Genomic DNA, 22,384 nt, shown 5'->3' on the forward strand with positions numbered 1-22,384 from the left:
GCATCCTCATCACGGAGACACCTTGTCGCTGCACCTCACCCCGCTGACCGACCCCGCCGACGGGCCGCACGGCCGACGTCTGGCATGGCTGGCGTCCGACGCCGACGAGCACCCCGTCGGCACCGCCTTCCTGCGCCTGTTCACCGACCCCGGCCAGCAGCACCTGGCCGAGCTGACGCTGCGCGTCCACCCCGCCGAGCGCCGCAAGCGCGTCGGCTCCCGGCTGCTCGACGCCGCCGTGGCGGCCGCCCGGGACGAGGCCCGGCGCAGCGTCGTCGCGCAGGCCGACGCAGGCTCGTCCGCCGACCGGTTCCTGCCCGCGCGCGGCTTCCGCAAGGTGCTCACCCTGCGGTACGCCCGACTGCCGCTGGCCGACGTGGACGCCGCCGCACTCGCCGAGACCGTCGAGCTCCCGCATCCCGGCTACCGGTTGGAGGCCTGGCAGGGCACCGTCCCCGACGAGCTGGCCGTCACGTTCGCCGCGTCGCGCCGGGCCATGGACGACATGCCCATGGACGACACCGACTACGGCACGGTGACCTGGGACGTGGACCGGGTCCGGGCCGTCGCGCGGGCCGTCGCGGCGCGCGGCGACCGGCTGGACACTGTCGTGGCCGTCGACACCTCGGACGGTTCGATCGCCGGGTTCACCGAACTCGTCACGCCCGGCGACGGCACCGGCGACGGTCAGCACTACGGCACGGGTGTGCTGCCCGAGCACCGGGGACACGGTCTCGGCCGCTGGATGAAGGCCGAGTCGATCCGCCGGGCCCACCGTGACCTTCCGGGCCTCGGCGGCCTGCTGACGGACACGGCGGACAGCAACGCGCACATGCGGCACATCAACGACAGCCTCGGCTACGTGCCGACGCACACGACGCACCAGTACCAGCTGGACCTCTAGCAGCGTACGGGCGGGCCGGGCGGGGGATCTCCCTGCTCGGCCCGCCCTCGTGTGCGTACGCGGGTCGGGCCTGCGCCCTGGGCCGGGCAGGCCCTTCAGGCCTCAACTGCCGACCGCCACCCGCCGCGTCGCGAACCCGATCGTCGCCGCCACCGCCGCGAGCAGCGCCACGCTGGTGAGCGCCGCCGGCAGCGAGAACCAGTCGGCCATGAAGCCGATGGCCGGCGGGCCGAGCAGCATCCCGCCGTAGCCGAGCGTCGACGCCGCCGCGACGCCTGTCGGGCCCGCGAGCGCCCCGGCCCGCTCGACCGCGACGGGGAAGAGGTTCGCGAGGCCGATCCCGGTGATCACGAACCCGGCCAGCGCGAGCCAGACGGAAGGCGCCAGGGCGCCGAGCAGCATGCCGGCCGCGCCCGTCGCCCCGCCCGCCACCAGCGTCCGGGTCCTGCCGAGCCGTTCGAGCAGCGCCGTGCCGCTGAGCCGGCCGATCGTCATGGCGAACGCGAAGCACGCGTAGCTGGCGGCGGCGACGCCCGGGTGGGCGCCCAGGTCCTGCTCCATGTGCAGCGCGCTCCAGTCCGCGAGCGCGCCCTCCCCGTATGCCGTGCACAGGGCGATGAGACCGAAGACCAGCACGATGCCTCGGGTGCCGCGCCGGGTGTCCCGGGGCTGTTCGGCGGGAGCCGGGAGCTGCTCGGGCGGGCGCGGGGCGCGGTGGCGCAGCAGGATCGGGGCCGTGACCGCCGTGACGATCAGGCCGATCACGGTGATCGCGAGGAGGTGCCGGGTGGGGGACAGGTGCCCCGCGACCAGTCCGCCGAGGCCCGAGCCCACCATGCCGCCCAGGCTGAACGCGGCGTGGAAACTCGGCATCACGGGGCGGCGCAGCGCGGCGACCAGATCGACGGCGGCGCTGTTCATCGCCACGTTGATGCCGCCGTACGCGGCGCCGAACACGAGCAGCACCAGGCCGAGCGTGACGGGGCTGTGGGTGAGCGGCGGCAGCGCCACGGTCAGCGGGAGCAGGACGCCACAGGCGACCGTGACCGTGTGACTGCCGAACCGGCGGCACAACCGCCCCGTCAGCATCATCGTCACCACGGCCCCGGCCGACACCCCGAGCAGCGCGAGCCCCAGCGCGCTCGCGGAGGCCCCGGTCTGCGCCTTGATCGCCGGAATCCGCACCACCCATCCGGCGAAGACGAACCCGTCGAGGGCGAAGAACACGGTCAGGGCGATACGCAGCCGGGTCAGCGGGACGTTGCGCGGGGCGTCGGCGTTGACGGTCCGGGGTTTGTTCAGGAGCGGCACAAACTCAGGGTAGGGGTGTGGGGCGGGCCCGGACAAGACGGCCTGAGTGAGACGTGGCCCGCAGTGCCCCCAAACCCTTCCTCGATTCCTCAGACCGCCACCACGGTCACGCCCGCCTCCTCGAAGCGGGCCAGGACCTCCGGGGGTGCCGCCGTGTCCGTGACCAGGACGTCCAGAGCGGACACGTCGCAGATGCGGGCGAAGGCGCGCTGGCCGAGCTTGCTGGAGTCGGCCGCCACGATCACGCGTTCCGCGCGCTCGCACAGGAGGCGGTTGATCGCGGCCTCCGCCTCGTCGTGCGCGGACGCGCCGTGCGTGACGTCCAGGCCGACGACGCCGAGGACGGCGGTGTCCATCGTGATCTGGCCGAGGACCCCGTCGGCGAGCGGGCCGATGAGTTCGTAGGACTGGGGGCGGGCCACCCCGCCGGTGAGCACGATCTTGAACTGGGGGCGCACCGCCAGCTCGTTCGCGATGTTCAGCGCGTTCGTGACGATCGTCAGCGCGGGCGTGCCGGAGGAGAAGTCGGGGCGGACGGCCAGCGCGCGGGCCACCTCGGTCGTCGTCGTGCCGCCGGTGAGGCCCACCGCCTCGCCGGGCGTGAGGAGTTCGGCGACCGCCTTCGCGATGCGCTGCTTCTCGGCGGCCCCCAGCGCCGTCTTGTACCGCAGCGGCAGCTCGTAGCTGACGCCGTGCACGACGGCGCCGCCGCGCGTACGCACGAGCATCTGCTGCTCCGCCAGTTGATCGAAGTCGCGCCGGATCGTCGCGGCCGAGACGCCGAGTTCGGTCGCCGCGTCCTCCACGTCGAGCCGGCCGCGCTCGACGAGCAGCTCGAGAAGGGACTTCCAGCGGGCGTCGCGGGACATGCGCGGTCTCCATTCGTCGAGCGGCCCGTTCGTCACCGGAACCCTAGCCGGTGTGCGCGCGAATGCTTGATAATGCTTGAAAGATAGCTATATCTTGCAGGAACAAGCAAGAGAGCGAATCGCGCTGGGTCAGCGCGCCGAACCGGGGAGTGGGGCACGGCATGAGCCATGTCGAGAACGAGCTGAACAGCCAGCCGGAGTGCTGGACGCGGGCCGCGGGCCTGGCCGCCCAGCACAAGGCGGCGCTGCCGCAGGCGGGGGAGCGGGTCGCGATCGTCGGCTGCGGCACCTCCTGGTTCATGGCGCAGGCCGCCGCCGTGCTGCGCGAGGAGTCCGGACAGGGCGAGACCGACGCCTTCGCCGCCTCCGAGTTCCCGGCCGGGCGCCGTTACGACCGGGTCGTCGCGCTCACCCGCTCCGGCACCACCACCGAGGTCCTCGATCTGCTGGCCGCCCTCAAGGGCGCGGTCCGCACCACCGCGATCACCGGTGACCCCGAGACCCCGATCCGCACCGCCGCCGACGACCTCGTGGTCCTCGAGTTCGCCGACGAGCAGTCCGTCGTGCAGACCCGCTTCGCCACCACCGCGCTCACTCTGCTCCGCGCCCACCTCGGCCTGCACACCGAGCAGGCCGTCGCCGACGCCCGTACGGCGCTCGCCGAGCCGCTGCCCGCGGGCCTCGACGCCTGTGAGCAGTTCACCTTCCTCGGCCGCGGCTGGACCGTGGGTCTCGCCAACGAGGCGGCGCTCAAGATGCGCGAGGCCTCCCTGTCCTGGACCGAGGCGTACCCCGCGATGGAGTACCGCCACGGCCCCATCAGCGTCACCACCCACGGCACCGCCACCTGGATGCTCGGCGAGGCCCCCGAGGGCCTGGCCGAGCAGGTCGCCGGGACCGGGGCGCTGTGGGTGGAGGGCCGCCTCGACCCGCTGGCCGAACTGGTCCGCGCCCAGCGCCTCGCGGTCGCCGTCGCGGCCCGCCGGAACCTCGACCCCGACCAGCCGCGCCACCTCACGCGCTCCGTGATCCTCGACGCCAACTGACCATCGCGTCACCGTACTTGAAAGGGGACATCCCGTGCCTCTCGCAGCAACGGGGACGCTCGTCGGCGCGGCGGCCGCCCGCCGCGGCGCGGTCGCCGCGTTCAACGTCATCACCCTGGAGCACGTCGAGGCCGTCGTGGCGGGGGCCGAGGCCGTCGAGGCCCCGGTGATCCTCCAGATCAGCGAGAACGCGGTGCGCTACCGCTACGGCCGGCTGCTGCCGCTGGCCCGCGCGGCCGCCGCCGTCGCCGATTCCGCCGGCGTCGACGTCGCCCTCCACCTCGACCACGTGCAGAGCGACGAGCTGCTGCGCCAGGCCGCCGACGCGGGCTTCAGCTCGGTCATGTACGACGCGGCGAAACTGCCCTACGACGAGAACCTGGCCGCGACCCGCGCCGCCGCCGACTGGGGCCACGCCAACGGCCTGTGGGTGGAGGCCGAGCTCGGCGAGGTCGGCGGCAAGGACGGGGCCGCGCCGCTCGACGCCCACGCGCCGGGCGCCCGCACCGACCCCGGCGAGGCCCGCGGCTTCGTCACCGACGCGGGCGTGGACGCGCTCGCCGTCGCCGTCGGCTCCTCGCACGCCATGACGACCCGCACCGCCACCCTCGACCACGACCTGCTCAAGCGGCTGGCCGAAGGCCTCGACGTGCCGCTGGTCCTGCACGGCTCCTCCGGCGTCCCCGACGCCGAGCTCGCCGAGGCCGTGCGCGGCGGCATCGCCAAGGTGAACGTGGGCACGGCGCTCAACATCGCGATGACCGGCGCCATCCGCGAGTTCCTCGCGGCGCACCCCGACGCGGTGGACTCCCGCAAGTACCTCACCGTCGGACGCGAGGCCATGATCCGAACAGTCAGCGACCTGATCATGGTGCTGCGCGGCTGACCGGCCCCCCCCGGCGGACCCGGGCGAGAATGGCCGTATGAACGAGCTCTTCGCCCGGGACCGCAGGGAGATCGCCCCCGGCGCCGTGCACCTGCCCGACTGGCTCGGCGCCGAGGCGCAGCGGCACCTGGTCGAGAGCTGCCGCACCTGGGCCGCTCCGCCCGCGGGCCTGCGCGAGGTGCTCCTCCCGGGCGGCGGGGCCATGACGGCCCGTCAGTTCTGTCTGGGGTGGCACTGGTACCCGTACGGCTACGCCCGCACCGCCGTCGACGGCGACGGGCAGCCCGTGAAGCCGATGCCCGGCGAACTCGCGGAGCTCGGACGCCGGGCCGCCGAGGAGGCCCTGGGCGAGGCGCCCGCCGAGCCCTACGACATCGCGCTGATCAACCACTACGGTCCCGGCGCGCACATGGGCATGCACCAGGACCGCGACGAACGCTCGCCCGCACCCGTCGTCTCCCTCAGCCTCGGCGACACCTGCGTCTTCCGGTTCGGCAACACCGAGACCCGCGCCCGGCCGTACACCGACATCGAGCTGCGCAGCGGCGACCTCTTCGTGTTCGGCGGCCCCGCCCGGTACGCCTACCACGGCGTGCCCCGCACCGATCCGGGCAGCGCGCCCCCGTCACTGGGTCTGAGCGGCCGTCTCAACATCACCCTCCGGGTGAGCGGCTACGATGCCTGACGGTGATCACGGCGAGGAGTTGCTGATGGGCGGCAGGGCGGCCTCCGGAAACGGGGGCCCTACGACGGGCGACGGTGCCGTACGCACACCGCGTCTGGAGCGGGGGCGCAGCGCGCTCGGCCCCGCACTCGAACTCGTCCACACCGGACGCGCCCCGACCCGCGCCGTCCTCACCTCCGAGCTCGGCGTGACCCGCGCCACCGCGGGCGCCGTCGCCGCCGAACTGGAGGCGCTCGGCCTCATCCGGATCGACGCGCGGCCCAGCGCCGCCGCCGGTGCGCAGGGCCGGCCCTCGCACCGCCTCTCCCTCGCCGACGACGGACCCGTCGCGCTCGCCGCACAGGTCCACTCCGACGGCTACCGCGCGGCGCTCGTCGCCCTCGGCGGACGCATCGTCGCCAGCGCCCCCGGCCGCGAGATCATCGGCCCCGACCCGGCGCACGTCCTGCGCTCCGTCGTGGAGACCGGCGTGCGGCTCCTGGAGGAGACCGGCCGGCGCTGCGTCGGCGCGGGCCTCGCCGTGCCGTCCGCTGTCGCCGAGCCCGAGGGCACCGCCCTCAACCCGCTGCACCTCGCCTGGCCCGCCGGGTCCCCGGTCCGTGAGATCTTCGCCGACCGGGTGCGCGAGGCCGGACTCGACGGGCCCGCCTTCGCCGCGAACGACGTCAACCTGGGCGCGCTCGCCGAGCACCGGCACGGCGCCGGACGGGGCGCCCGCGACCTGCTGTGCGTCGCCACCGGACACCGCGGCGTCGGCGGCGCCCTCGTCCTCGACGGCCGTCTGCACACCGGGAGTTCGGGGCTCGCCCTGGAGGTCGGCCACCTCACCGTGAACCCCGAGGGGCACCCCTGTCACTGCGGAAGTCGCGGCTGCCTCGACGTCGAGACCGACCCGCTCGCCCTGCTCACGGCCGCCGGCCGCACCCCGGACCCCAACGGCTCGCTGCTCACGCAGGCCCGCGAGCTGATCCGTACGCAGAAGGACGACCCCGCGGTCCGGGCGGCCACCGAGGCGCTCATCGACCGCCTCGGCCTCGGCCTGGCCGGGCTGGTCAACATCCTCAACCCGGACCGCATCATCCTCGGCGGCCTGCACCGCTCGCTGCTCGACGCCGACCCGGAGCGGCTGCGCGCCGTCGTCGCCGACCGCAGCCTGTGGGGCCGCAGCGGCGGCGTCCCGATCCTGGCCTGCACGCTCGACCACAACAGTCTCGTCGGCGCGGCCGAACTGGCCTGGCAGCCCGTCCTCGACGACCCGCTCGGCGCGCTCACCGCGCAGGGCTGAGGCTCAGGCCCACTCGACGGCGAAGGCCCGGGCCGGGTTGGCGACGAGCACCCGCTCCAGCCCGTCCGCGCCGAGCGCCGTCTCCAGGCGGGGCCGCACCCGCCGCAGCAGATACGGCATCCCCGGGCCGCCGCTCACGGACCGGGCGCCCGCCGTCGTCGTGTCCCCGCCGAGCAGCAGCCGGTCCGCGTACCCGGCGTCGGCCAGCGCGGCCATCTCCTCCGGCATCCGCCAGTCCGTCGTGTGATGGGCGCGCGACGGGCCGTCGAAGGCCAGATAGGCGCCCGAGCGCGCGGCCTCCGCCTGGAGCACGAGGTCGGGGGAGCGGTTGAGGTGCCCGAGGATCACCCGGTGCGCCGGGACCTCCAGCTCCCCGCACAGCAGGTCCAGCACGTCCAGCGCGCCCGTCCCCATCTCGTGGTGGACCGCGATCGGCGCGCCCGTCGCGTGATGCGCCTCGGCGGCGGCCGACATCGTCCACCGGGCGTGCGCGTCGAGCGCGTGGAAGCCGCCCGCGACCTTGATCAGGCCCGCCCGCACCCCGCTGTCCCCGATCCCTTCGGTGAGCTCACGCACGAAGAGGGCGGCCAGGTCGGAGCGGCGGGCGTCGAGCAACTCCCGCGTGTAGTGCGCCGCTTGATGCATCCCCGTCGCGGCGACGAGGTGCACGCCCGTGGCCTCCGACAGCGCCGGCAGCTCCTCGGCCCGGCGGCCGAGCCCGTACGGCGTCCACTGCACGACGGTGCCGCCGCCCGCCGCCGCGTAGGCCGCCAGCTCCTCCCGCGCGAGGCCGGCGTCGTCGAGCTCCTGCCCCTTCAACAGCGGGCTGCGGAAGAAGAGATGGTCGTGCGCGTCCACGACCCCGAGCAGCGCGGGATCCAGGTCGCCGCGCACACCCCGGACGGCCGCACTCACCACTGCCGCCCCGGCTTCAGACCGTCCCGCTCCGGCTCGGACAGATGCAGAACCTGGAAGACCTCGCCCTCGGCGGCCGGTTCGGTCTCCGACCACACCGAGAAGACGCACCGCTCCCAGGTGCGCGGATCCAGCGCCCCCGCCGCGAACACCACACCCTCGCAAGCGGCGAGTCGGGACACCTCACGCTCCAACTCGGGGACCAGGGACTCCAGTTCGTCACCTTCGGTGATGAGTGTGCGGCGGCGCACCGCGGTCCGAGCCGGGGCGTCACCCGCGCGGCCCGGCTCGTACGTCACGCCCATCCAGTGCTGCACCACCGGGCGGCCGAAGTCGGCGGCCAGGCCACGGAATCCGGGACCCCAGAGAAAGCTGTTCATGCCCTCGGAGCCGGCCCACAGGTAGAAGGGCGCGTACTGGTTCACGGGCGAGCCGGCGACGCCGCGCTCCCGCATCAGGTACGCCTTCGCCGCCAGCCCGGGGAAGGCGTCGAGCAGATGCCCCTTCGTGGCGACCCGCTCCCGGATCACGTCCATGTCGTAGTCGGCGGGCAGGGTGATCTCGTACTGCAGCGCGTGCATCGCGGGTTCCTCTCAGGCGTCTCTCGGGCGTCGCTCAGGCATCCGGGTAGGCGGCGGGGCCGACGTGCTCGCCCCAGCACACGGTCGTGCCGTCCTCGGCGGCCTCGACCGTGGCCAGATGGGTCATGGAGGTGCGCGGGCCCGCGCCGTGCCAGTGCCGCTCGTCCGGCTCGATCCACACCGAGTCGCCCGGCCGGATCACCTCCACCGGGCCGCCCTCGCGCTGCACGCGGCCCTCGCCCGCCAGCACGTGCAGCACCTGGCCGCGCGGGTGGGTGTGCCAGGCGGTGTGGGCGCCGGGTGCGAAGTGCACGTTGAACATGCGCAGACGGGACGGCGGTTCGGGTGCCGCGACCTGTTCGAGGCGGACCGTGCCGGTGAAGTGTTCGGCCGGACCCTGCCGGGACACGGTGCCGGTGCGCGTGATCTGCACGGGGGAAGTCCTCACTCGTGAGAAGGGGAACTCGTCGGACTCGTAGGGCAGGAACTCGTAAGGAGGGATAGGGGAGTCGGGTCAGGGGGCGAGCAGGGAGAGCAGGCCGCGGACGGCGCCGTCGAAGGCCTCCGTCGCACCCGAGGCGCGGGCCAGCACATAGCCACCCTGCACCGTCGCGAGGACTGTCGCCGCGATCTCGGCCGGCACCAGGCGTGGCGCGAACTCCCCGCTGTCCACGCCCTCTTGGACGATCGCGGCGAGCCGGCCCTCGATGTACGCGATCGTCTCGTCGACCGGCGCCCGCAGCTCCGGGTCGGCGATCACGTCCGGGTCCATCGTCAGCCGGCCCACGGGGCAGCCGCGCAGCACGTCGCGCTCGCGCAGCAGGTACGCCTCGATGCGGGCGTACGCCGAGGTGTCCGTGTCCAGCAGCCGGTCCACGGCCGCGCGCAGCTCCTCGCCGGTCCGCCGGATCGCGGCCAGCGCCAGATCCTGCTTGCCGGTGAAGTGGTGGTACATGCTGCCCTGGCCGACGCCCGCGCGCTGCAGGATCGCCTTCGGGCTCGTGCCCACGTAACCGCGCTCCCACAGCAGCTCGCGCGTCGCCTCCACGAGGCGTTCCTGAGTGCTCATGCCCTCACTGTACATACTAGTAGTTACAGAATCGAGGGGGCCGGGACCGAAGCCGGGGGAGCAGGCGCCCGCGGCCCCCGTACTCCCGTGGTGGTACGCGCACTGCCGCCGGCCGCACGACGACTCGGACCCCCCAGCGGCGGGACGCTCGAAGTGTCGGAAAACCCGGCAGCAACCCCCTCGGGAGATGAGTCAGATGGAGACCCTGGCGTACTTCGGCGGTGACGGGCCCGGCCCGTGGATCCTGTTCTTCCCGCTCGTCTGGGCGGCCGTCGTGATCGGCGTCGTGACCCTGCTGCGCCGCACCGTGTGGCGCGGACGCCGCGGGCCCTGGGACCGGGGGCCGCAGGCGCGGACCGACGAGACCTCGCCGATCACCGTGCTCGGCCGGCGCTTCGCCGCCGGTGAGATCGACGAGGACGAGTACTGGCGGCGCCTGAGCGTCCTCGACGAGGAGTTCGGCCGGCACGGCACGAAGGGCGGTGCGGCATGACCACCACGACGCTCACCCGCACCGCGGCGCGCGTCGAGAACGCCGTCAAGGTGTACGGCTCCGGCGACACCGCCGTCCGTGCCCTCGACGGCGTGACCGTCGGCTTCCGCGCCGGACGCTTCACCGCGATCATGGGGCCCTCGGGCTCCGGCAAGTCGACCCTGATGCACTGCGCGGCCGGGCTCGACACCCTCACCGAGGGCTCCGCCCACATCGGCGACACCGAGCTGAGCGCCCTCGACGACCGGCGGCTCACGCTGCTGCGCCGCGACCGGATCGGCTTCGTCTTCCAGGCCTTCAACCTGGTGCCGACCCTCACCGTCGCCGAGAACATCACCCTCCCGGCCGATCTGGCCGGACGCCGCCCCGACGCGGAATGGCTGGACGCGCTCATCGACGTCGTGGGGCTGCGCGACCGGCTGCACCACCGGCCCGCCGAACTCTCCGGCGGCCAGCAGCAGCGCGTCGCCGTGGCCCGCGCGTTCGCCGGGCGGCCCGAGGTCGTGTTCGCCGACGAACCCACCGGCAACCTCGACTCCCGCTCCGGCGAGGAGGTCCTCGGACTGCTCGGCGACACCGTGCGGCAGACCGGCCGCACCGTCGTCATGGTCACCCACGACCCGGTCGCCGCCGCCCACGCCGACGAGGTCGTCTTCCTCGCCGACGGCCGCCTCGTCGACCGCATGGAACACCCCACCGCCGACAAGGTCCTCGACCGCATGAAGGCCTTCGACACCGCCGCGTCCCGGCCGGGAGGCCCGTCATGAACGCCTCGGTACGCCTCAGCCTCAGCTCCCTGCGCGCGCACAAACGGCGCTTCGCCGGAACGTTCACCGCCGTCCTCCTCGGCGTCGCGTTCCTCGCCGGCACCCTCGTCATGGGCGACACGCTGCGCGCCAGTTTCGACTCCCTGTTCGCGGGCGCCACCAGCGGCACCGACGCCGTCGTGCGCAGCGCCGACGCCATCACCACGCCCGGCGAGGCCCAGGGCACCCGGCAGCCGGTGCCCGCCGCGCTCGCCGACGACCTCGCCGACGCGCCCGGCGTCGCCGCCGCCGTCCCCAACATCCAGGGCGCCGGCCAGCTCGTCGGCGCGAACGGCAAGCCCATCGGCGGCCAGGGCCCGCCCACCCTGGCTGGGAACTGGATCACCGACCCCGACCTCAACCCGTACCGGCTCGCCGAGGGCCACGCCCCGCAGAAGACCGGCGAGGTCGTCGTGAACCGGGGCGCCGCCGACAAGGGCGGCCTGAAGATCGGCGACACCACGACCCTGCGCACGCCCGATCCGGTGCGCGTCACCGTCGTCGGCCTCGCCACGTTCGGCGGCGAGGACGGCATGGCCCAGGTGACCTTCACCGGAATGACCCGCGCCGACGCCGAGAAGTACCTCACCGCGAAGCCCGGCGAGGCCGCGTCCGTGCAGGTCCGCGCCGAGCCCGGGGTCAGCCAGCGGCAGCTCGTCGACGACCTGCGCCCCGAACTGCCGCGCGGCGTCGAGGCGATCACCGGACAGGACTCGGCGCAAGAGAACACGGACATGATCTCCGGCCAGTTCCTGACCCTGTTCACGACCTTCCTGCTCGTCTTCTCCGGCATCGCGCTGCTCGTCGCCACCTTCTCGATCCACAACACCTTCGCGATCGTCGTCGCCCAGCGCACCCGCGAGAACGCCCTGCTGCGGGCGCTCGGCGCCGCACGCCGCCAGGTCACCTCCATGACGCTCGTCGAGGCCGGGGGCGTCGCCGTCGTCGCCTCCGCGGCGGGGCTCGCGGGCGGCATCGGCATCGCGGCCGGACTCCAGGCGCTGTTCCCCGCCATCGGATTCCCCTTCCCCGACGGCGCGTTGGTGATCAGCACGCTGTCCATGCTGCTGCCCCTGGCCGTCGGCATCGTCGTCTGCCTCGGCTCCGCGCTCGTGCCCGCCCTCAAGGCCGGCCGCACCGCGCCGCTCGCCGCGCTCCGCGAGACCTCGGTCGACGACTCCGGCGCCTCCCGCGCCCGCGCCGTCACCGGCGTCACGCTCGGCGTGATCGCCCTCGCCACCGCGCTCGTCGGCGTCCTCGCCAGCCCGTCGCTGACCCTCGCGGCCGTCGGCGCGGTCCTCGCCCTCGCGTCGTTCGTCGTGCTCGGCCCGGTCGCCTCGACCTCCGCCGTCCGCGTCCTCGGCAGCCCGCTCGCCCGGCTGCGCGGCGTCACGGGCGCCCTCGCCCGGCGCAACGCCCTGCGCAGCCCCAAGCGCACCGCCGCCACCGCGAGCGCGCTGATGATCGGCGTCGCCGTCGTCTCCCTGTTCACCGTCTTCGGCGCCTCGCTCAAGGCGACCCTGAACCAGACCGTCGACCGCTCCTTCGCCGGTGACGTCGCCGTCTCCGCCCCGTCCTTCGGCGCCGGCGGCAGCGGCCTGAGCCCGAAACTCGCCCCCGCGCTCGCGCAGGTGCCCCAGGTGGACACCGCCGTCGGGCTCGGCAAGGGAGTCGCGAAGGTGGACGGCGCGGGCCGCGCCCTGACCGTCACGGACCCGGTCGCCCTGGCCCGCTCCTTCGACCTCGGCAGCGTCAAGGGCTCCCTCGACCACCTCGGGACGAACGGCATCGCGATCACCCGCGACGAGGCCGACCGGCAGCACCTCGCCCTTGGCGACACCGCCCGCGTCACGTTCACCGACGGCACCACCACGCCCTTCACGGTCCGCGCCCTCTACGGGCAGTCCGAACTCGCCGGCGACTACGTCATCACGCGCCAGGCGTGGGCCCCGCACCGCGTCCAGGACTCCGACACGCTCGTCTCCGTCACCTTCAAGGACGGCGTGAGCACGTCCGAAGGCAAGGCAGCCGTCGAGAAGGTCGCCGAGCGGTACGGCAACCCGGACGTGCAGACCCGCGACGCCTACGCGCAGTCCTCGGCGGGAGGCATCGACATGATGCTCACCCTCGTCTACGCGCTGCTCGCCCTGGCCGTGCTCATCGCCCTGCTCGGCATCGCCAACACGCTGACCCTCGCCGTGCACGAACGCACGCGCGAACTCGGCCTGCTGCGGGCCGTCGGCCAGACCCGGGCCCAGCTGCGCGCCATGGTCCGCTGGGAGTCGGTGCTCGTCGCCGCCTTCGGCACCGCGGGCGGGATCGTACTCGGCGGCTTCCTCGGCTGGGTCCTGGTCAAGGCCTCGGACGCGGCGAGCGACAGCGCGTTCGCCTTCGCGCTGCCGCCCGTGCAGCTCGTCGTCGTGGCCCTGGTCGGGCTCGCCGCCGGCGCCCTGGCGGGACTGCGCCCGGCCCGCAGGGCGGCACGGCTCGACGTACTGCGTGCCATCGCGACGGAGTGAACCGCCGCCGGTGGAGGATCACCGCCCGGTCAGCCTGCGACGGCGGACCGGGCGGGAGTCTGTAAGGGAGCGTCGGCGCTGCGCATCGCCGCTGTCCGGTACACCGGGTACGGGGCCACCGCCACCGTCGCCGCGGGGGCGGGCAGCGCGAACCACACGACCTTCCCCTCGACGCCGTGCCGGTGCGCGCCCCAGCTCTCGCTGACCGCCGCGACCATGGCGAGGCCGCGCCCGCACGTGGCGAACGTCTCGGCGTCCCGCACCTCGGGCAGCCGCGGATCCTGGTCGTGCACCGAGACCGTCAGCCGCTCACTGAGCAGCTCGATCTCCACGGTGCACTGCTTGTCCGGCCCCGCGTGCCGGTGGACGTTGGTCAGCAGCTCGGTCACCCCGAGCACCGCCAGGTCGATCAACGGCTCGAGATGCCAGTGGCGCAACTGCGCCGAAACGATGGACCGGACGTGGCCGATCCGCGACGGCAGGGCCTGGAGCTCCACCGTGCAATGCCTGCTCGGCTGGCTGATCACGACTGCCTCCCCGAATGAGTCCGGAAGACCGAATGAGTCCGGAAGAAGACGAGAACGGATCGAGCGGAGCGACCACACCGTGCCGGAACCGCCCGCTGCATGTCCGGCGGGCTGGTTCGCAGCGTCATCGCCGGTAAACCCTGAGTAGTGATGTGAGACCAGCGTGACTCAGGGGGCGTGTGCGTGCAACTCCGGCGGGTGACCGCGCCGGTGGCGGGAAGGGCGGGGCGGGACCGGTCTCAGCCGGAGCGGCCCGTCGCCTTGCGGACCGCCTCGATGAAGCGGCGCGCCGCGCGCGGCCCCGCGTCGCCGCCCATGTCACCGCTCTGATCGTCGCCCTGGCCGCCCAGCCGCAGCAGATAGCGCCGGCCGTCGACCTCCGCCGTCGCGCGGTCGGGGGACCCGAACCAGGGCTTGCCCGCGCGGACTTCACCGATCGGCGCGCTGTCGATCTCGCGCCCGTAGCTCGTCAGGAGCTCGAGTCTGCCGCCCCTGATCCGGACCTGCCCCGCCCGGGTCAGCGAGCGCAGCCGCCGCCCGATCCGTACGCCCGTGGCCGTGAACTCCGGTTCCGTCATGCCGCTCGCCCCCTTGGCCGTATCTGTCGTGTCCGTCGCGTCCGCCGAGACCGTGGTGTCCGTCGTGTCCGTGGTGTCCCGTCGTGCGTCGCCGTGCCGTGCAGTCTGCACGTGCCCCGCCCGCAGTACCAGTATGCCCACTCCACCAGGCCTTGCTTTGAGCTGCCCAAAGCAGTGTTTATGCAGGTGAGAAGCGTGTGGAAGGTGTCTATCATCGGGGGCGGACGCTCGGGACGATGCGAAGGAGTCGCGCGGTGAGCACGATGCAGCAGGGCCATCCTCGAGGCGAGGGCCCGGCCGGCGGGCCGATGCCGACGCTCGACGTCGACCACACGGATCCGGACTACCGGACCTGGCTCAAAGAAGCCGTCCGCAAGGTCCAGGCCGACAGCAACCGCTCGGCCGACACCCACCTCCTGCGCTTCCCGCTCCCCGAGCACTGGGGCATCGACCTCTACCTCAAGGACGAGTCGACCCACCCCACGGGCAGCCTCAAGCACCGGCTGGCCCGCTCACTGTTCCTCTACGGCCTGTGCAACGGCTGGATCCGGCCGGGCCGCCCGGTCATCGAGGCGTCCAGCGGCTCGACGGCCGTCTCCGAGGCCTACTTCGCGAAGCTGATCGGCGTCCCCTTCATCGCGGTGATGCCGCGTACGACGAGCGCCGAGAAGATCCGGCTGATCGAATTCCACGGCGGCCAGTGCCACTTCGTCGACGACTCCCGCACCATGTACGAGGAGTCGGCGGCCCTCGCGGCCCGCACCGGCGGCCACTACATGGACCAGTTCACCTACGCGGAGCGGGCCACCGACTGGCGCGGCAACAACAACATCGCGGAGTCCATCTACCGGCAGATGGAGCTGGAGCGCTACCCCTGTCCCACCTGGATCGTCGCCACCGCCGGCACCGGAGGCACCTCCGCGACCCTCGCCCGCTACGTCCACTACATGCAGCACGACACCCGCATCTGTGTCGCCGACCCGGAGAACTCCTGCTTCTTCGAGGGCTGGACGACGGACAACGCGGACGCGCGCAGCGACTGCGGCTCCCGCATCGAGGGCATCGGCCGGCCCCGCATGGAGCCCAGCTTCGTGCCCGGCGCCATCGACCGCATGATGAAGGTCCCCGACGCGGCCAGCGTCGCCGCGGTCCGCGCCCTCGAGCACGCCATCGGCCGCAAGGCGGGCGGTTCCACCGGCACCGGACTGTGGAGCGCCCTCAAGATCGTCGCCGAGATGGTGGCCGAGGGGCGCAGGGGCAGCGTCGTCACCCTGCTGTGCGACCCGGGCGACCGCTACCTGGACAAGTACTACTCCGACACCTGGCTCGCCGAACAGGGCCTGGACATCGGCCCGTACGCCGAGGCGATCGACCTGCTCCTGGAGACGGGCAACTGGCCGGAGTGATCGCAGTCAGGACACGGACTAGGCCGCGGTCGAGGCGAGGCGGCGCTCCAGGGCGCCGACCGCGTCGCGGAACGCGCGGCCGAGTCCCGCCCGCGCCGCCTTGAGACCGATACGGAACGGGGCGGCGCCGTCCGCCGCGAACGTCCACTGCACCCGCGAACCCCCGGGCACCGCGACGATCCGCCACTCCTCCAACAGCGCCCGCATCCCCGGCGCGTTGGTCTCGTCCACCCGGTACGCGTAGACCTCGTCGGGCTCCGCCGCCACGATCGTCTCCACGAAACGCGTGCCGCCCTTGAGCCGCACCTCGCGCCGCGTCCCGCCGTCCAGCGGCCGGGCCGAGGTCACCGCCGAGAACCACTGGGGCCAGCCGGCGACGTCCTCCGCCAGCGCCCGGTACACGGCACCGGGCGGCGCGGACACCTCACGGGCGAAGACCAGACGCAGCGGCGCGGTCTCCACGAAGTCCGGGCCGACGGGCAGCAGACGACGTGCCATGAACGCTCAGCTCCCACAGAGGACGACGGCTCGGCATGCTTGCGCGACACGCCCGGTGACCGGGCTCGCGCCACCATAGCGGCCGCGCCGTCAGATGTCTGTACCGCTCTCCGGCTCACCCGCGACGACCAGCCGCATGTGCTCGGAGACCTCCGCCCGCGCCTCCGGGGCGAGCCCGCGGTCCGTGACCAGCGTGTCGACCTGGTCGAGCGAGGCGAACGAACTCAGGCCCACCGTCCCCCACTTCGTGTGGTCCGCGACCACCACAACCCGGCGCGCGGACTGCACGAGCCGCCGGTTCGTCTCCGCCTCCGCCAGGTTCGGCGTCGACAGACCCGCCCGCGGACTGATCCCGTGCACACCGAGGAACAGCACGTCGAAGTGGAGCGCCGCGATCGCCTGGTCCGCGACCGGCCCCACCAGCGAGTCCGACGGCGTGCGCACCCCGCCGGTCAGCACCACCGTCGCCGCCCCCGGCCGGCTGCCCGCGCTGCGCTGTGCGGTGTGGAACACGTCGGCCACCCGCACCGAATTGGTCACCACCGTCAGGTCCGGCACGTCGAGCAGGTGCTGCGCCAGCGCGTACGTCGTCGTACCGCCGGACAGGGCGATCGCGGAGCCGGGCGCCGCCAGCGCCGCCGCCGCCCGCGCGATGTCCTCCTTGGCGCTCAGCTCCAGGCCCGACTTCGCCTCGAAGCCCGGCTCGTGGGTGCTCGCGTCGACGACCGGGACCGCGCCGCCGTGCACCTTCTCCAGGACGCCCTGACGGGCCAGCGCGTCCAGATCGCGGCGCACCGTCATGTCGGACACACCGAGCTGCCTGGTCAGTTCGTTGACCCGGACGCCGCCGCGGCGGCGGACCTCGTCGAGGATCAGGGTGCGGCGCTGCTCCGCGAGCAGGTTCTGATTCTCGCTCACGTCCCGTCGGGTCCCTTCGCCTCGTCACACCGGTCGCACCGCCGTCGTCCACGGTCCGCTCGTCATCCTCGCACGTGGCACCGACACCGGTGGCACCACCTGTCCCGCGCGCGAAGACCACCTGGGTGACAGGTCGGGGAGATTCGGTGACGAGGGGTACGCACACAAGCGGAGAGCCGGGATCCTGGTCCCCTGAAGAACGGGGGACACATCAATATGGCGCACGAACAGCACGACGGAGAAGGCGGCGGCCGGAACCCGAGGCGCGCGGACGAGACCGCCCTCGAACTCCTGGTGCACGGCGTCGGCGGCACCACGCCCGAAGCCATGCTCGACGATCCGCGCACCGTCCGGATCTCCGGCGACGACACCTCGGCCCTCTTCCGCCGCGTCACCGACCGCGACGCCGAGAAGCGGCCCGACGACTACCGCGGCAAGCCCGTCCCCGAGGCGTACGTGTGGTGCAACCTCACCTCGGGCAACGGCTCCCGCGCCCTGTGGCTGCTCCTGCTGCCCTTCATGGTCGTGAACCTGGCCCACTGGATGCGCCCCAACGCCCGGCAGAAGCCCAAGGCCGTGCGCCTGTACGGCCTGCTGATCCGCTTCATCGGCCTCACCCTGACCGTCCTCCTGGTCGCCGCGGCCTGCGAGGTCGCGCTCGACCTGGCCGCCTGGCAGTGCGCGGGCACCGTCGCGTGCGCCGAGCGGCACAGCTGGCTCGGCTTCCTCGCCGCGGGCCCGGACGGCAGCGGCGGATGGTGGAGCCAGCCCGGCCGCCGACTCGCCCTCGCCGCGATCGTGCCGACCGCGCTGACGACCCTCCTGTGGTACCTCTCGCACCGCACGTGGAGCGCCTACGAGTCGCAGCGCCCGCTGCCGCACGAGCCCGACGCCGACGACAGCGGCCCCACCTCCGCCCTCGGCAAGCCCGGCTTCTGGTACGGCCGCCGGCTCGTCGCCCGGCTGCGGGCCGCGCACACCGCCGCCGGACTGCTCACGGTGTCCGCCGCCGTCGGCACCTCCGCCGCCCGGTACGACCGCGGCTCCGGCGGCCCCGCGCTCCTGAACCTCCTCGGCTGGATCTTCGTCGGCGCGCTGATCGCCGGCGCCGCCACGGTCGTCGTCGTCGTGGCCCGGCGCGGCCGCAGCGAGAACCGCCTCGACACCACCATCGACCGCACCGTCCTGCGCGCCCTCCCGCGCGGCGCCCTCGCCCTCCTCGCCCTGACGGTGCTCTACGCCGCCTGGTCCCGGCCCGGCTGGCAGTCCGCCGGACGGCTGCCGGGCGACACGACGTTCGGCGGCATCGCCCTCGTCCAGGGCGCCCTCGTCCTGTGCGCCGCGCTCGTCGCCCGCGCGCTCTACCGCACGGCCCCCGACCGCCGCACCGCGCTGCGCGGCCTCGGCGGCCCCGCCACCGCCATGCTGGCCTGCGCCCTCGGCGGCGTCATGACCGGCGGCGTCGCCCAGCGCGTCGCCGACTGGCTCGACGGCACCGGCCACACCATCGCGGGCCCGCCCGTCCTGCTGACCTGGCAGGCGTCCGTCATCCCGCCGCTCCTCGTCGTCCTCGCGGTCCTCGGCGCCTACCTCGCCGTGCGCGCCCTCCGCATGAAGAGGCAGGAGGTGGCGCAGGTCCTGCGCGACTACGACCTGCACGACGACGCCGACCTCCAGGGGGAGCACCGCCCCGACCACGCCCGTACCGAGCGCATCGCCGGCACCCGCGCGCGGGCCGCGCTCACCGACCGCGCCCCCATGATGATCGGCGCAGTCGGCGCCGTGACCCTGCTGCTCGGCGCCCTGGCCGTGGCCGGCGCCTGGGCCACCGGCAAGGTGCCCGGCGCCGCGGCCGACGGTACCTACCCGATCGTCGAGGGCGCCGCCGAGGCCGCGCAGGCACTCGGCTCCTGGCTCGTCGGACTCGGCTTCATACTTCTCGTCACCTCGGGCCGGCGCGCGTACAAGGACGCCTCCGCGCGCCGCACCATCGGCATCCTGTGGGACGTCGGCACCTTCTGGCCGCGCGCCGCCCACCCCTTCGCCCCGCCCTGTTACGCGGAGCGCGCCGTCCCCGACCTGACCTGGCGCATGGCCGGCTGGACCCGCGCCACCGGAGGCCGCCTCGTCCTGTCGGGCCACTCCCAGGGCAGCGTCCTCGCCGCCGCCGCGGCCTGGCAACTGCACCCCGCCGTCCGCAAGCGCGTCGCCCTGCTCACCTACGGCTCACCGCTGGAGCGGCTCTACGGTCGCTGGTTCCCCGTGCACTTCGGCCCGTCGGCGCTGGCCTCCCTGCACCGCCAGGTCGACTGCTGGCGCAACCTGTACCGCAGGACCGACCCCATCGGCGGGCCGATCGGCCTGCCCGGCGACGGCGCGGAGCAGGTCGACCACCCGGCCCTGCTCGACCCGCTCGCCTACGGACGCACCGAGCGGCACCCGTTGCCCGCGCCGATCCTGGGCCACAGCGACTACCAGGCCGACCCGGTCTTCGCCGGGGAACGCGCCCGGCTGCTCGCACGGCTGCGGCCCGAAGTGCCGCAGCCGCGCCCCGAAGGCGAACCGCTTGCCGAGGGCGAGCCGCGTCCCGACGGGGCGGCTCACGAGAGCGGTGAGGCTCAGGGCAGCGCCGGCAGGTCCTCCGGATAGAGCAGGGTGAGGTCGTCCGTGCTCGGCTCCGGGAGCTGGGCGACCCGCCCCGCGTGCCGCTCCACCATCGACTCGAAGGTCTGCCGCGCCGTTCGGCCGTTGCCGAACGCGGGGCCCTTCGGCATCTCGGTGAAGTACTTCAGGAGCGTCTCGCCCGTGCCGTCGCCCAGCCGGTACTCGTGCTCGTCGGCCTGCTGCTCCACGATCCGCAGCAGCTCCTCCGGCAGGTAGTCGCAGAAGGTGATGGTGCGTGAGAAGCGGGACGCCACACCGGGGTTGACCGAGAGGAAGCGCTCCATCTCCGCCGTGTACCCGGCGACGATCACCACGACCGCGTCCCGCTGGTCCTCCATCAGCTTGACCAGCGTGTCGATGGCCTCGCGCCCGAAGTCCCGTCCCGAGTCCTCGGGGGACAGGGCGTACGCCTCGTCGATGAACAGGACGCCGCCGTGGGCCCGTTGGAAGGCTTCCTGGGTGCGGATCGCCGTCGAGCCGATGTGCTCGCCGACCAGGTCGACCCGGGACACCTCGACGAGGTGGCCCTTCTCCAGCACGTTCAGCGAGGCCAGGATCTCCCCGTACAGCCGCGCCACCGTCGTCTTGCCGGTGCCGGGGGAGCCGGTGAAGACCAGGTGGCGGCGCACGGACGCGGCCTTGAGCCCCGCTTCCTGGCGCCGGCGTCCCACCTCGATCATGTCGGTGAGCGCCCGCACCTCGCGCTTCACGCTCTCCAGGCCCACCAGCGCGTCGAGTTCACCCAGCACGTCCTTCGACGAGCGCGCGGCCGACGGGGGTTCCTCGGTGGCCGCCGCGGGCCGCTGGTCGGGCACCGCGCTCAGCAGTCCGACCGTCTGCGTCGCCGTCTGCACGACCGGCTCGGGCGCGGGGGCCTGGGCGCCGGGCCGCAGCCCGCCGCTCTCGTCGCTGGTGCAGTCCTCCACCTGAGGCCCGTCCTCCGCGAACTCGTAACCGCCGCGCGCACACCGCTCCGTGCGGCACTTGCGCAGGGTGGTGCGGCAGCCGTCGATCACGTGGAATCCGTAACCGCCGCTGCCCGTCACCCGGCAGCCGGTCAGCGTGCCGCGGCCGCCCGCCGACACGTAGAAGCCGGCCTCCGCGGGCGAGGTGACCGTGCAGCGCTCGATCGTCGGGTCGGCGCCCTTCGTGACGATCACGCCCGTCTGGGTCGTGTCCACCGTGCAGTTGGCGAGCGTGCCGCCGCTGCCGTGGTCACGGAACCAGGCACCCGTCGCCGCCTCGCGGATGCGGCAGTCGTCGAGCTGCGCGGTCGCGCCGTCGGACACCGACACCGCCGTGTTCCGCACCTGCGACAGGTCGCTGTCCACCACATCGACGCGCGAGCCGCGGTCGAGCACGAACAGCGCGTCCGGCACATCGTGCACGCGGCACGACTCGAGGACGGCCGTCGCCCCGTCGCTCACCCACACCGCCGGGTAGTCGCCCGTACTGTCGTGGATCTCGCACTGGTTGGCGTCCACGCGCGTGCCCGGGTCCCACACCGACAGGCCGTTGCGCCCGAAGCGGCCCACCGTGGAGCGGGTCAGCGTCAGGACGGAACGGGACCTGAGGTCGATCGCGTTCTCCGGGATGTCGTGGATGCGGCAGTCCGCCAGCGTCAGCACCGCGTCGGTGTCCATCGTGACGCCGTCGGCCGTGGTGCGGTGCACGTCGCAGTCCGTCAGGTGGGCGACCGCCCGGCCGGTGATCTGCACCCCGGCGCCCTTGACCTCGTACACCTCGCAGCCCACGGCCTCCAGGCCGCTGTGCTCGCCGGTCGCGGAGAGCCCGGCGCCCGAGGCGTGATGCACCCGGCAGCGCTCCAGGCGCGGGTGGGCCCCGCCGCGCACCGCGACACCGGCCTGACCGGCCGCCACGATCTCGCACTCCTCGAAAACACCGCCGCCGCCGTCGAGCACGGCGATGCCGATGCCCGCCGGATTGTCCACCGTGCAGCGGCGGACCGTCGGGCGGGCGCCGCCGCGCACCTCGATGCCGGAGGCGGACCGGGTCACGACCCGTATGTCCATGATCTCCGGCGCGCCCTCCTCGATCAGCAGCGCCGGCGCCGCGGCGTCCTGGCCCTCCAGATGCAGGTCCTGGACCGTCGCCGACGAGCGGACCGTCAGCGGCACCCCGTCGGCGGGCGCGATGCGCACCGAACCGGGGGAGCCCTCGGGGCCACGGAGCGTCACCGCGCGCTGCACCACCAGGTTCTCCCGGTAGGTGCCCGGGGCGATCGTCAGGACGTCGCCGTCGCCCGCCGCGTCCAGGGCCGCGGCGAGGGAGGCGTACTCGCCTGTGCGGCGGCGCCACCGCGAAGTGCCCGTGTGCGTCACCTGGACCGTGCCCTGTGCCATGGCGCTGATCTGCCCCCACCTCGTCGTACGCGGGTCCGTTCGCGCCCTGCCCGGCGCTGCT

At 73.8% G+C, this 22,384-nt stretch carries 21 protein-coding genes; 10 read left to right on the top strand and 11 right to left on the bottom strand.

All coding sequences use genetic code 11. The features are described from left to right. Positions 1-22: 22 nt before the first annotated feature. Entirely contained in the window at positions 23-904 is an 882-nt protein-coding gene (locus IAG42_RS31840) for a GNAT family N-acetyltransferase (RefSeq protein WP_188340409.1), read from the top strand. Between the two features lie 102 nt (positions 905-1,006). Here the strand turns inward: IAG42_RS31840 and IAG42_RS31845 are convergent, their stop codons facing one another. Beyond that, on the bottom strand, positions 1,007-2,215 hold the full coding sequence (locus IAG42_RS31845; RefSeq protein ID WP_188340410.1) for an MFS transporter: 1,209 nt from the start codon (positions 2,213-2,215) through the stop codon (positions 1,007-1,009). Between the two features lie 89 nt (positions 2,216-2,304). Beyond that, positions 2,305-3,084 (bottom strand): DeoR/GlpR family DNA-binding transcription regulator, encoded by a 780-nt coding sequence (locus IAG42_RS31850; RefSeq protein WP_188340411.1) that lies wholly within the window; start codon positions 3,082-3,084, stop codon positions 2,305-2,307. 161 nt (positions 3,085-3,245) lie between these two features. Here IAG42_RS31850 and IAG42_RS31855 point away from each other — a divergent pair, with 161 nt between their 5' ends. The 4 genes from IAG42_RS31855 to IAG42_RS31870 are packed head-to-tail and all read left to right on the top strand — an operon-like array spanning position 3,246 to position 6,986. After that, on the top strand, positions 3,246-4,130 hold the full coding sequence (locus IAG42_RS31855) for an SIS domain-containing protein (protein WP_188340412.1): 885 nt from the start codon (positions 3,246-3,248) through the stop codon (positions 4,128-4,130). 34 nt (positions 4,131-4,164) lie between these two features. Then, positions 4,165-5,016, top strand: coding sequence for a class II fructose-bisphosphate aldolase (locus IAG42_RS31860; protein WP_188340413.1), 852 nt, complete (start codon positions 4,165-4,167; stop codon positions 5,014-5,016). Between the two features lie 37 nt (positions 5,017-5,053). After that, a complete protein-coding gene (locus tag IAG42_RS31865; protein ID WP_188340414.1) occupies positions 5,054-5,701 on the top strand; it encodes an alpha-ketoglutarate-dependent dioxygenase AlkB family protein in 648 nt (215 codons plus the stop codon). 25 nt (positions 5,702-5,726) lie between these two features. Continuing rightward, the gene (locus IAG42_RS31870; protein WP_188341706.1) at positions 5,727-6,986 is read left to right on the top strand and encodes an ROK family protein; all 1,260 of its coding nucleotides are present in this window, start codon (positions 5,727-5,729) and stop codon (positions 6,984-6,986) included. Between the two features lie 3 nt (positions 6,987-6,989). Here the strand turns inward: IAG42_RS31870 and IAG42_RS31875 are convergent, their stop codons facing one another. The 4 genes from IAG42_RS31875 to IAG42_RS31890 all read right to left on the bottom strand — a co-directional run bounded on the left by IAG42_RS31875 (position 6,990) and on the right by IAG42_RS31890 (position 9,566). Continuing rightward, entirely contained in the window at positions 6,990-7,904 is a 915-nt protein-coding gene (locus tag IAG42_RS31875; protein ID WP_394811260.1) for a phosphotriesterase family protein, read from the bottom strand. Further along, positions 7,898-8,482 carry a DUF4865 family protein gene (locus IAG42_RS31880; RefSeq protein WP_188340416.1) on the bottom strand — a complete coding sequence of 195 codons (585 nt, stop codon included), beginning with the start codon at positions 8,480-8,482 and terminating at the stop codon, positions 7,898-7,900. The genes IAG42_RS31875 and IAG42_RS31880 overlap by 7 nt, the downstream gene beginning before the upstream one ends. A 34-nt stretch (positions 8,483-8,516) precedes the next feature. Next, positions 8,517-8,915, bottom strand: coding sequence for a (R)-mandelonitrile lyase (locus IAG42_RS31885; protein WP_188340417.1), 399 nt, complete (start codon positions 8,913-8,915; stop codon positions 8,517-8,519). Positions 8,916-8,996: 81 nt separating this feature from the next. After that, positions 8,997-9,566: a TetR/AcrR family transcriptional regulator gene (locus IAG42_RS31890; RefSeq protein ID WP_188340418.1), complete on the bottom strand. Its 570-nt coding sequence runs from the start codon at positions 9,564-9,566 to the stop codon at positions 8,997-8,999. A gap of 181 nt (positions 9,567-9,747) precedes the next feature. Between IAG42_RS31890 and IAG42_RS31895 the strand changes: the two genes are divergently transcribed. From IAG42_RS31895 to IAG42_RS31905, 3 genes are read left to right on the top strand one after another with little or no spacing between them, the layout of a single operon-like run. Then, positions 9,748-10,044, top strand: a complete 297-nt coding sequence (locus IAG42_RS31895; RefSeq protein WP_188341707.1) for an SHOCT domain-containing protein — start codon at positions 9,748-9,750, stop codon at positions 10,042-10,044. Next, complete coding sequence (locus IAG42_RS31900) at positions 10,041-10,811, top strand: ABC transporter ATP-binding protein (RefSeq protein ID WP_188340419.1); 771 nt, start codon at positions 10,041-10,043, stop codon at positions 10,809-10,811. The genes IAG42_RS31895 and IAG42_RS31900 overlap by 4 nt, the downstream gene beginning before the upstream one ends. Then, positions 10,808-13,369: an ABC transporter permease gene (locus IAG42_RS31905; RefSeq protein WP_188340420.1), complete on the top strand. Its 2,562-nt coding sequence runs from the start codon at positions 10,808-10,810 to the stop codon at positions 13,367-13,369. Before IAG42_RS31900 ends, IAG42_RS31905 begins: the two co-directional genes overlap by 4 nt. Positions 13,370-13,398: 29 nt before the next feature. On the opposite strand, the gene IAG42_RS31910 is transcribed toward IAG42_RS31905, so the two are convergent. Both IAG42_RS31910 and IAG42_RS31915 read right to left on the bottom strand, forming a co-directional pair. Further along, a complete protein-coding gene (locus IAG42_RS31910; protein WP_188340421.1) occupies positions 13,399-13,896 on the bottom strand; it encodes an ATP-binding protein in 498 nt (165 codons plus the stop codon). 239 nt (positions 13,897-14,135) lie between these two features. Then, positions 14,136-14,474 carry a hypothetical protein gene (locus IAG42_RS31915; RefSeq protein WP_188341708.1) on the bottom strand — a complete coding sequence of 113 codons (339 nt, stop codon included), beginning with the start codon at positions 14,472-14,474 and terminating at the stop codon, positions 14,136-14,138. Between the two features lie 263 nt (positions 14,475-14,737). On the opposite strand from IAG42_RS31915, the gene IAG42_RS31920 reads away from it, so the two are divergent. After that, positions 14,738-15,880, top strand: a complete 1,143-nt coding sequence (locus IAG42_RS31920) for an L-cysteine desulfhydrase Cds1 (protein WP_317453368.1) — start codon at positions 14,738-14,740, stop codon at positions 15,878-15,880. Positions 15,881-15,898: 18 nt separating this feature from the next. On the opposite strand, the gene IAG42_RS31925 is transcribed toward IAG42_RS31920, so the two are convergent. Together IAG42_RS31925 and IAG42_RS31930 are read right to left on the bottom strand one after the other, a co-directional pair. Further along, positions 15,899-16,378, bottom strand: coding sequence for an SRPBCC family protein (locus tag IAG42_RS31925; protein WP_188340422.1), 480 nt, complete (start codon positions 16,376-16,378; stop codon positions 15,899-15,901). 90 nt (positions 16,379-16,468) lie between these two features. Beyond that, positions 16,469-17,296, bottom strand: coding sequence for a DeoR/GlpR family DNA-binding transcription regulator (locus IAG42_RS31930; RefSeq protein ID WP_188340423.1), 828 nt, complete (start codon positions 17,294-17,296; stop codon positions 16,469-16,471). A 216-nt stretch (positions 17,297-17,512) separates the two neighbouring features. Between IAG42_RS31930 and IAG42_RS31935 the strand changes: the two genes are divergently transcribed. Beyond that, complete coding sequence (locus IAG42_RS31935) at positions 17,513-19,945, top strand: hypothetical protein (protein WP_188340424.1); 2,433 nt, start codon at positions 17,513-17,515, stop codon at positions 19,943-19,945. On the opposite strand, the gene IAG42_RS31940 is transcribed toward IAG42_RS31935, so the two are convergent. Further along, positions 19,915-22,323, bottom strand: a complete 2,409-nt coding sequence (locus IAG42_RS31940) for a right-handed parallel beta-helix repeat-containing protein (RefSeq protein WP_188340425.1) — start codon at positions 22,321-22,323, stop codon at positions 19,915-19,917. The two genes, IAG42_RS31935 and IAG42_RS31940, sit on opposite strands and share 31 nt — an antisense overlap. Positions 22,324-22,384 lie beyond the last annotated feature (61 nt).

It is taken from the genome of Streptomyces xanthii (genome assembly GCF_014621695.1).
GTDB lineage: Bacteria > Actinomycetota > Actinomycetes > Streptomycetales > Streptomycetaceae > Streptomyces > Streptomyces xanthii.